8 protein-coding genes and 1 pseudogene are annotated in these 8,003 nt (G+C 73.0%); 6 read left to right on the top strand and 3 right to left on the bottom strand.

Annotation, left to right across the window (positions count from 1 at the left end; translation table 11 throughout):
* Positions 1-364, bottom strand: a 364-nt coding sequence (locus tag IE249_RS38120) for an argininosuccinate synthase domain-containing protein (protein WP_229859003.1), incomplete at its 3' end; no start/stop codon positions are given.
* A 253-nt stretch (positions 365-617) separates the two neighbouring features.
* Between IE249_RS38120 and IE249_RS22150 the strand changes: the two genes are divergently transcribed.
* Entirely contained in the window at positions 618-1,067 is a 450-nt protein-coding gene (locus tag IE249_RS22150; RefSeq protein ID WP_189707140.1) for a hypothetical protein, read from the top strand.
* A 143-nt stretch (positions 1,068-1,210) separates the two neighbouring features.
* Positions 1,211-1,819 carry a pyridoxamine 5'-phosphate oxidase family protein gene (locus tag IE249_RS22145; protein WP_189707138.1) on the top strand — a complete coding sequence of 203 codons (609 nt, stop codon included), beginning with the start codon at positions 1,211-1,213 and terminating at the stop codon, positions 1,817-1,819.
* Positions 1,820-1,834: 15 nt separating this feature from the next.
* Here the strand turns inward: IE249_RS22145 and IE249_RS22140 are convergent, their stop codons facing one another.
* Entirely contained in the window at positions 1,835-3,379 is a 1,545-nt protein-coding gene (locus IE249_RS22140; RefSeq protein WP_229859001.1) for a sensor histidine kinase, read from the bottom strand.
* Entirely contained in the window at positions 3,376-4,107 is a 732-nt protein-coding gene (locus IE249_RS22135; protein ID WP_189707136.1) for a response regulator transcription factor, read from the bottom strand. The genes IE249_RS22140 and IE249_RS22135 overlap by 4 nt, the downstream gene beginning before the upstream one ends.
* 260 nt (positions 4,108-4,367) lie before the next feature.
* Between IE249_RS22135 and IE249_RS22130 the strand changes: the two genes are divergently transcribed.
* The 4 genes and pseudogenes from IE249_RS22130 to IE249_RS38115 form a co-directional block, all read left to right on the top strand.
* Positions 4,368-5,723, top strand: coding sequence for a ferredoxin reductase family protein (locus tag IE249_RS22130; RefSeq protein WP_189707134.1), 1,356 nt, complete (start codon positions 4,368-4,370; stop codon positions 5,721-5,723).
* Between the two features lie 21 nt (positions 5,724-5,744).
* The gene (locus IE249_RS22125) at positions 5,745-6,248 is read left to right on the top strand and encodes an FMN-binding protein (RefSeq protein WP_189707132.1); all 504 of its coding nucleotides are present in this window, start codon (positions 5,745-5,747) and stop codon (positions 6,246-6,248) included.
* 59 nt (positions 6,249-6,307) lie between these two features.
* Complete coding sequence (locus IE249_RS22120) at positions 6,308-7,690, top strand: ferredoxin reductase family protein (protein ID WP_189707130.1); 1,383 nt, start codon at positions 6,308-6,310, stop codon at positions 7,688-7,690.
* Positions 7,691-7,718: 28 nt separating this feature from the next.
* Positions 7,719-8,003, top strand: a pseudogene (locus IE249_RS38115) (FMN-binding protein); the annotation flags it as partial.

Raw genomic sequence — 8,003 nt, 5'->3', positions numbered from 1 at the left:
CCTTGCCGGTGCAGCCGTGGGCGACCGTGGTGGCGCCGTGCTTCTTGGCGGCGGCGACGAGGTGCTTGACGATCGTCGGCCGGGACAGGGCGGAGACCAGCGGGTAGCGGTCCATGTAGAGGGCGTTGGCCTTGATCGCCGGGAGGCAGTACCCCTCGGCGAACTCGTCCTTGGCGTCGGCGACCTCGGCCTCGACGGCACCGCAGGCGAGCGCGCGCTTGCGGATGACGTCCAGGTCCTCGCCGCCCTGGCCGACGTCGACCGCAACGGCGATGACCTCGGCGCCCGTCTCCTCGGCGATCCAGCCGATGGCGACGGAGGTGTCCAGACCGCCCGAGTAGGCGAGTACGACGCGCTCGGTCACGGGTTTCTCCTCACAGTGCATTCGCTGACATGCATGAGTATGCAGAACTCCGCATGATTCGTCAATCTCCCGTGGGGGCGCCTGGTGGGCGGAGGGGGGCGTGCGGGGCGGGTTTCGAAGGGAGGTTTCGGAACTCCTTGAACGGCCGCAACCGCTTTCTCGTATCTCTCGCCGGACGCAGGCGCCGCGTCCACCCCCACGCCCCAAGCACACGGCACGGCCACGACACCCCCGACCCGAGTGAGGCATCCGCATGTCCAGGGCTCTTGCGAAGTACAACAGGCGTCGCGTCGCGTTCATCGGCGGCGCCGCAGCGGTGGTGCTGTCCGGAGCGGTCATCGCCGGCTCCGCCCTCGCCGGCGAGCCGTCCAAGGGCGGCGGCGCGCAGAGCGCCCGGACGCTCGCGGACCCCGGCACGATCAGCTGCCCCGACGTGAAGTCCCAGCTCCCCGCGGTCCCCGCCTCCGCGCAGGCCGAGGTCGACCGCAACCTCGGCCTCCTCGGCACCCAGATCCAGGAGGCCAACACCCGCCTGCGGAACACCGTCGGCCAGGGCGGCCCCAACTTCGTCCAGAACGCCATCCTCGGCCCGCTGGCCGACAAGCGGAAGTCGACCATCGACCGCATCGCCATCGCCATCGGCCGCAAGGGGACCGAACCGCAGGGACTGGACGCGCTGGCCGCCTGCACGCTCACCAAGTGAACGCGGTGAGGTGACAGGCAGCCGTGGCCGCCCCGAAGCAAGCGCCGGCCGGGGCGGCCACGGCGAGCGGGCCGCGAGACGCGAGGACACGGGCCGCGCAATTCGTTAGACAGCCGAAAGAACCGCGCCGATAATCGCCGGGCATGGGAAAGACGTATGAGCGCATAGACGGCAGGCTCCGCACGTTCATCGAGCAGCAGCCCCTCTTCTTCACCGCGACCGCTCCCCTGTCCGGCGACGGCACGGTCAACCTCTCCCCCAAGGGCCTCAAGGGCTCCTTCGCGGTGCTCGACGAGCACACCGTGGCCTACCTGGACTTCGCCGGTTCCAACGCCGAGACCATCGCCCACCTGCGCGAGAACGGCCGGATCACCCTCATGTGGTGCGCCTTCCAGGGGCCGCCCAACATCGTGCGCGTGCACGGCAGGGGCGAGCCGGTCTTCCGGGACGACCCGCGCTTTACCGGACTCCTCGCCCGCTTCCCCGGCATCGACGCCGGCTCGCACGGGCTGCGCGCGATCGTCGTCGTGCGCGCCGAGCTGATCCGGGACACCTGCGGCTACGCGGTGCCCTTCATGGCGTACGAGGAGGACCGCGACCTGCACGGCAAGCGCTTCGCGCGCGAGGACGACGCCTCGCTGGGCGAGTACTTCGCCAAGAAGGACCACGTGGCCACCAGCCTGGACGGGCTGCCGGGGCTGCCGCTCCCGCTGCCGCCGTCCCCGGCCGTCCGGGCCCCCGGGGCCGCCTGACCCGCCGCCCGGCCGCTACTCGCCGCGCTCCGGCAGCCGGACGGTGAACGTCGTGGCGCCCGGGCGGCTCTCCAGCGTCACCCCGCCGCCGTGCGCCTCGGTCACGGCCGCCACGATCGACAGGCCCAGACCCGCTCCCGCGCCGCCGGACGGGCCGGTGCGGCGGCGGTCGGCCCGGGTGAAGCGCTCGAAGACGCCCGGCTGGACCTCGGCGGGGACGCCGGGCCCGTCGTCCTGGACCTTGAGCACCGCCGTGCCGCCCGCACGCTCGCCCCCGCCCGCACGCTCGGTCTCCAGCGACACCGTCACCTTGGTGCCCTCGGGCGTGTGCAGCCGGGCGTTGGCCAGCAGGTTGGCCAGCACCTGCTGCAGGCGGTGCGCGTCCCCGGTGACCGTCACCGGCTCCTCGGGCAGCTCCATCGTCCAGCGGTGTCCGGGGCCCGCGGCCCGGGCGTCGGTCACCGCGTCCAGGACCAGCCGGGTCAGGTCCACCGGGCGCCGCTCCAGCGGGCGGCCGGCGTCCAGGCGGGCCAGGAGCAGCATCTCGTCGACCATCTCGCCCATCCGGGCGGACTCGGCGGCTATGCGCTCCAGGGCGCGGGTGATCTCGGGCGGCACCGGCCCCGGATGCAGCAGCGCGAGTTCGGCGTGGCCGCGCACCGAGGCGACCGGAGTGCGCAGCTCGTGACTGGCGTCGGCGGCGAAGCTGCGCAGCCGCTCCTCACTGGCGTGCCGCTTGGTCAGCGCGTCCTCGACGTGGTGGAGCATGCGGTTGAATGCGGCGGCGAGCCGGCCCACCTCGCTGCGCGGGTCGGACCCGGGCGCGCGGGGCGGCAGCGCCACCTCGCCACTGGCCAGCCGCAGCTCACTGACCCGGGTGGCGGTGGCCGCGACCCGGCTCAGCGGCCTCAGCGACCACCGCACCCACAGGGCGCCGGCCACGCCGGTGATGGCGAGCGCCATGCCGAAGACGACGACCGCGACCAGCTCGAGCCGGTGCACGGTGGCCTCCACCGGTTCCAGCGGCACGCCCGTGATGAGCACGTCGCCGTCCAGACCGTGGGAGGCCACGACCCGGTAGCCGTGCAGGGCCGACAGCTCGACGGTGCGGGGCCTGCCGTCGGCCGGCACCCGGGCCAGTTCGGCCTTGTCGTGGCCGGTCAGCCGGACGGTCAGGTCGGTGGAGTAGTCGGCGTCGGCGCCGGGGACCACGGCCGCGTTGGTGACCTTGCCGTTCAGCAGGCGCACGCCGAGGGTGCCGGAGGCCTGGCGGCGGGTGTCGCCGTGCTCGTCGCCGTCATGGTCGTCGCGGGGCAGCGTGCCGTGCTCGAGGCTGGCCGGGAACCGCGCGCCGACGTCCCGCAACTGCTGGTCGACACGGCTGGTGAGGAAGCCGTCGAGCTCCACCACGGCGGCCACGCCGACGGCGGCGCAGCTGACGGCGAGCAGCACGACAAGGCCCGCGGTGAGCCGGGCCCGCAGGGTGCGCGGACGCGGCAGCCGGGCGAGCAGGCGCCCCGGCCACGCGAGTACGGCGCCGAGCGCACCGGACGTGCTCACCGGACCGCCGGTTTCAGCACGTACCCGGCCCCGCGGACCGTGTGGATCATCGGCTCGCGGCCCGCGTCGACCTTCTTGCGCAGGTAGGAGATGTAGAGCTCCACGACATGGGCCTGGCCGCCGAAATCGTAGGACCACACCCGGTCGAGTATCTGCGCCTTGCTGAGCACGCGGCGCGGGTTGTGCATCAGGAAGCGCAGCAGCTCGAACTCGGTCGGGGACAGCTCGATCAGCTCGCCGCCCCGGGTGACCTCGCGGGCGTCCTCGTCCATGACCAGGTCGCCGACGGTGACCCGTGGCCCGTCGGCCGGCTGGCGGGCCATCCCCGCGCGGCGCAGCAGCCCGCGCAGCCGGGCGACGACCTCCTCCAGGCTGAACGGCTTGGTCACGTAGTCGTCGCCGCCCGCCGTGATGCCCGCGATGCGGTCCTCCACCGCGTCCCGGGCGGTGAGGAAGAGCACGCAGACGTCCGGCTGCACGGCGTGCAGCTCGCGCAGCACGGCGAAGCCGTCGGTGTCCGGGAGCATCACGTCCAGGACGACGGCGTCGGGCTGGAGCTCGCGGGCCTCGGCGACCGCCGTGGCGCCGTCGCCGGCGGTGCGGACCTGCCAGCCCTGGTAGCGCAGGGCGCCGGAGAGCACCTCGGCGAGGTCCGGGTCGTCGTCGACGACGAGGACGCGGACGGGCGTGCCGTCGGGGCGGGCGAGGGCGGGGCGGGGTGTGTTCATGGCCTTTCCAGCATCCCCCGGCGCATGGCCGGTCCGCGACGGCCGTCCCTCTGAGTTTTCTGTGAGTCGCCTCTCGCGCCGGGGCGCCGGGTCACCGTCCGCGCACCGTGCGTGCCCCCGGGTGAGAGCCGTGTGAGTGTCCGCTCTGAGTTGTCTGTGGGGTGCGCGCCGGACCCCCGGTTTCAGAGCGCCCTCAGAGGTTCGCCCCGCACAGTGGCGGTCCGGGCAGTCGTCCCGGACCGGCGAAAGGACGCGAACACATGACGACGGTGTACGAGCGGCGGGCCGCGGCCCCGCCCGTACCGGTGGCCCCCCGGCGCTCCCCCGCGGGCGCCGTGCTGGCGCTGCTGTGGGCCGGGGCCGCCGCCGTGGTCGGCCTGTGGTGGTACGACACGTCCTCGGTCGTGGGCGCGGCGGGCTGGCTCACCGGCGCCGGGCGGATCGCCGGGCTGCTGTGCGGCTACTCCTGCGCGGTGCTGGTCGGCCTGATGGCCCGGGTACCGGTGCTGGAGCGGCGGATCGGCTCGGACCGGGTGGCACGCTGGCACGCGATGGCCGGCCGGTACACGGTGTGCCTGCTGGTCGCGCACATCGTGCTGATCCTGGCCGGGTACGCGGCGCAGGACCGGGCCTCGATCGTGCACGAGGCGGTGACGGTGGTCCTCGACTACCCGGAGATGCTGAAGGGGACGGCCGGCACGGTGATCCTGCTGGCGGTGGGCGTCACCTCCGCGCGGGCGGTGCGCCGCCGCACCAGTCACGAGTTCTGGTACTACGTCCATCTGCTCACCTACGCGGCCGTGTTCCTGGCCTTCGGGCACCAACTGGCGCTGGGCAACGAGTTCAACGGCCACACCGCGGCCACGGCAGCCTGGTACGTGCTGTACCTGGGGGTGGCGGCCCTGGTGCTGTGGTTCCGGATCCTCGCCCCGGTGCGGCTAAACCTGCGGCACCGGATGCGGGTCGACTCGGTGCACAAGGAGGCGCCCGGGGTGTACTCGGTCGTGGTGCGGGGGCACCGGCTGGACGAACTGGGCGCGCAGCCGGGGCAGTTCTTCCGCTGGCGGTTCCTCGCCGAGGGCATGGGCTGGACCTCCACGCCGTACTCCCTGTCCGCGCCGCCCCGCCCGGACCTGCTGCGCATCACCGTGAAGGCGCTCGGCGACCACAGCGCGGCGGTGCCGCTGCTGCGGCCCGGCACAAGGGTGTGGGCGGAGGGGCCGTACGGCTCGATGACCGCCGACCGGCGCACCTCGCACAAGTCGCTGCTGATCGCGGCCGGCGTCGGCATCACCCCGCTGCGGGCGCTGTTCGAGACGCTGCCCGGGCAGGTCACCCTGCTGTACCGGGCGCGCACGGCGGAGGATCTCGCCCTGGGCGGGGAGCTGGAGGCGATCGCGCGCTGGCGCGGGGCGCGGGTGCTGTACGCGCTGAACGGCCCGCACGGCGAGCGGCCGCGCTTCACCGTCGAGTCGCTGCGCTCGGCCGTGTCCGACCTGTCCGGGCACGACGTCTACATCTGCGGTCCGCACGCCTTCGCCCAGGACCTGTACGAGGTGCTGCGCGCCGCCGGGGTGCCCGACCGGCGGGTCCACCACGAGTCGTTCGAACTCTGAGCCCAGAACTGTGAGGCATTCGTGCACGCGTTGAAGAAGAGGAGCCCGCTGCGCCGGGTGGTGCTGGCGAGCGCCGCCACCGTCTCGGGACTGGTGATGCTGCTGTCGCTCAAGCCGCACACTCCGCCGGAGATCGCCGCCGCGCCCGCCCCGGCCGCGTCGAGCGGTTCGAACTCGTCCGCGGGCTCCGGCGGGTCGTCGTCCAGCGGTTCGTCGTCCGGTTCGTCGTCCGGCGGGAGCACCTCCGGCACCAGGACGGTCACCGGCGAGACGGTGCAGACCCGTTGGGGCCCGGTCCAGGTGCGCATCACGCTCAAGAGCGGGCGGATCACCGACGTCACCGCGGTCTCCTACCCCACCGACAACCCCAGGGACCAGGAGATCAGCAGCTACGCCATCCCGCAGTTGCGGCGGGAGGCGCTGGCCGCGCAGAGTGCTCGGATCGACTCGGTGTCCGGGGCCACCTACACAAGCGACGGGTACAAGCAGTCGCTTCAGTCCGCGCTGGACTCGGCCGGGCTCTGAACACGGGGCGCATCCGCCACGTATCTGTGGGCCAAGGTTCAAATCGCCACGGAGGAACCGTGACCACCACGCTCGCAGGAGGACGTGCCGCCCGGCGCCAGACGATGCGCCGGATCCGGCCGCGCCGCTCGCCCGCCGTCCCGCTGCTGCTCGCCGTATGGGCGGGCGCGGCGGCCGTGATCTGGCTGTGGTGGATGAACACCCCCTCCATCGCCGACACCAACGGCAGAATCCTCAACGCGGGCCGGATCACCGGCCTGCTCGCCGGCTACCTCATGGCGCTGGTCGTGCTCCAGATGGCGCGCGTGCCGGCCCTGGAGCGCCGGGTCGGCTCCGACCGGGTGGCCCGCTGGCACGCGATGAGCGGCCGCTACACGCTCTGCCTGGTCCTCGCCCATGTGTTCCTCATCATGTGGGGCTACGCGCTCCAGGCGGGCAAGTCGCTCGGCGACATCGTCCAGCAGACGATCGACTCCATCAACCAGCTGCCCGACATGGGCAAGGCGGCCATCGGCACCGGACTGCTGGTGGTGATCGGGCTGGTCTCGATCGGCCCGGTGCGCCGCCTGATGCCGTACGACGCCTGGTACCACGTGCACCTGTTCACGTACGCGGCGGTCTTCCTGACCTTCTGGCACCAGATCACCACCGGCAACGACTTCGCGGTCGAGCCGCTGGCGAAGACCTTCTGGTACGGGCTGTACGGCGCGGTGACGGCGCTGGTGCTGTGGTACCGGATCATCACGCCGATCCGGCTGAACCTCAAGCACCGGATGCGGGTCGAGGCGGTCATCGAGGAGACGCCGGGCATCGTGTCGGTGCTGATCGGCGGCCGGAAGCTGCACCGGATGGGCGCGGAGGCCGGGCAGTTCTTCCGCTGGCGGTTCCTGGCGCCGGGCATGCGCTTCAGCTCCCACCCGTACTCCCTGTCGGCGGCGCCCCGCCCCGGTCTGCTGCGCATCACGGTCAAGGCGATCGGCGACCACAGCGCCCGGCTGCGCGAGCTGGAGCCGGGCACGCGGGTGTGGGCGGAGGGCCCCTACGGCGCGCTGACCGCCGCCCGGCGCAGCCGCGGCAAGGTGCTGCTGGTGGCCGGCGGAGTCGGGATCACCCCGATGCGGGCGCTGTTCGAGACGCTGCCCGGCGCCGCGGGCGACATCACCCTGCTCTACCGGGCCAACAGCACCCAGGACCTGGCCCTGTGGGACGAGCTGGCGAAGATCGCCGACGAGCGCGGCGCACGCCTGATGTACGCGGTGAACAGCCCGGACGGCGAACGGCCCGACATCTCGGCCGAGTCGCTGCGGCGGAAGATCGCCGACATCGACCGCCACGACGTCTTCATGTGCGGCCCGCCCGGTTTCGCGCAGTCGGTGTACGAGGCACTGCGCGGCGCGGGGGTCCCCGCCCGCCGTATCCATCACGAGTCGTTCGAGATGTGAGCGACGGGACTTCAGGAGATCGCAAGCGATGAGGAAGAGCCACCCCATCCGGCGCGCGGTGCTGGCCGGCGCCGCGACCGTGTCCGGGATCGTGCTGCTGCTGACGCTGAAGCCGGCCTCGGATCCCGCCGCCGCCTCGGCGGCCGGTGCGGCGCCGCAGCAGACGGCGGCGGCCCAGGAGGCGCCGCAGGGCGGCAGCGGCGCGCAGAAGACGGGCACGGGGACGGTCACCGGTGACGTGGCCGCCACGCAGTACGGCAATGTGCAGGTGCGGCTGACCGTCAGCGACGGGAAGATCGTCAAGGCGGAGGCG

It is taken from the genome of Streptomyces anandii JCM 4720, assembly GCF_014650655.1.
Lineage (GTDB): Bacteria > Actinomycetota > Actinomycetes > Streptomycetales > Streptomycetaceae > Streptomyces > Streptomyces anandii.
Note: the sequence above shows the minus strand (reverse complement) of the source record. Positions and strands in the feature narration are given on the sequence as shown.

Excerpts from the sequence above, each read along its gene's own strand:
- IE249_RS22150 (WP_189707140.1), top strand. The coding sequence starts at position 618 with ATGTCCAGGGCTCTTGCGAAGTACAACAGGCGTCGCGTCGCGTTCATC.
- IE249_RS22145 (WP_189707138.1), top strand. The coding sequence starts at position 1,211 with ATGGGAAAGACGTATGAGCGCATAGACGGCAGGCTCCGCACGTTCATC.
- IE249_RS22135 (WP_189707136.1), bottom strand. The coding sequence starts at position 4,107 with ATGAACACACCCCGCCCCGCCCTCGCCCGCCCCGACGGCACGCCCGTC.
- IE249_RS22130 (WP_189707134.1), top strand. The coding sequence starts at position 4,368 with ATGACGACGGTGTACGAGCGGCGGGCCGCGGCCCCGCCCGTACCGGTG.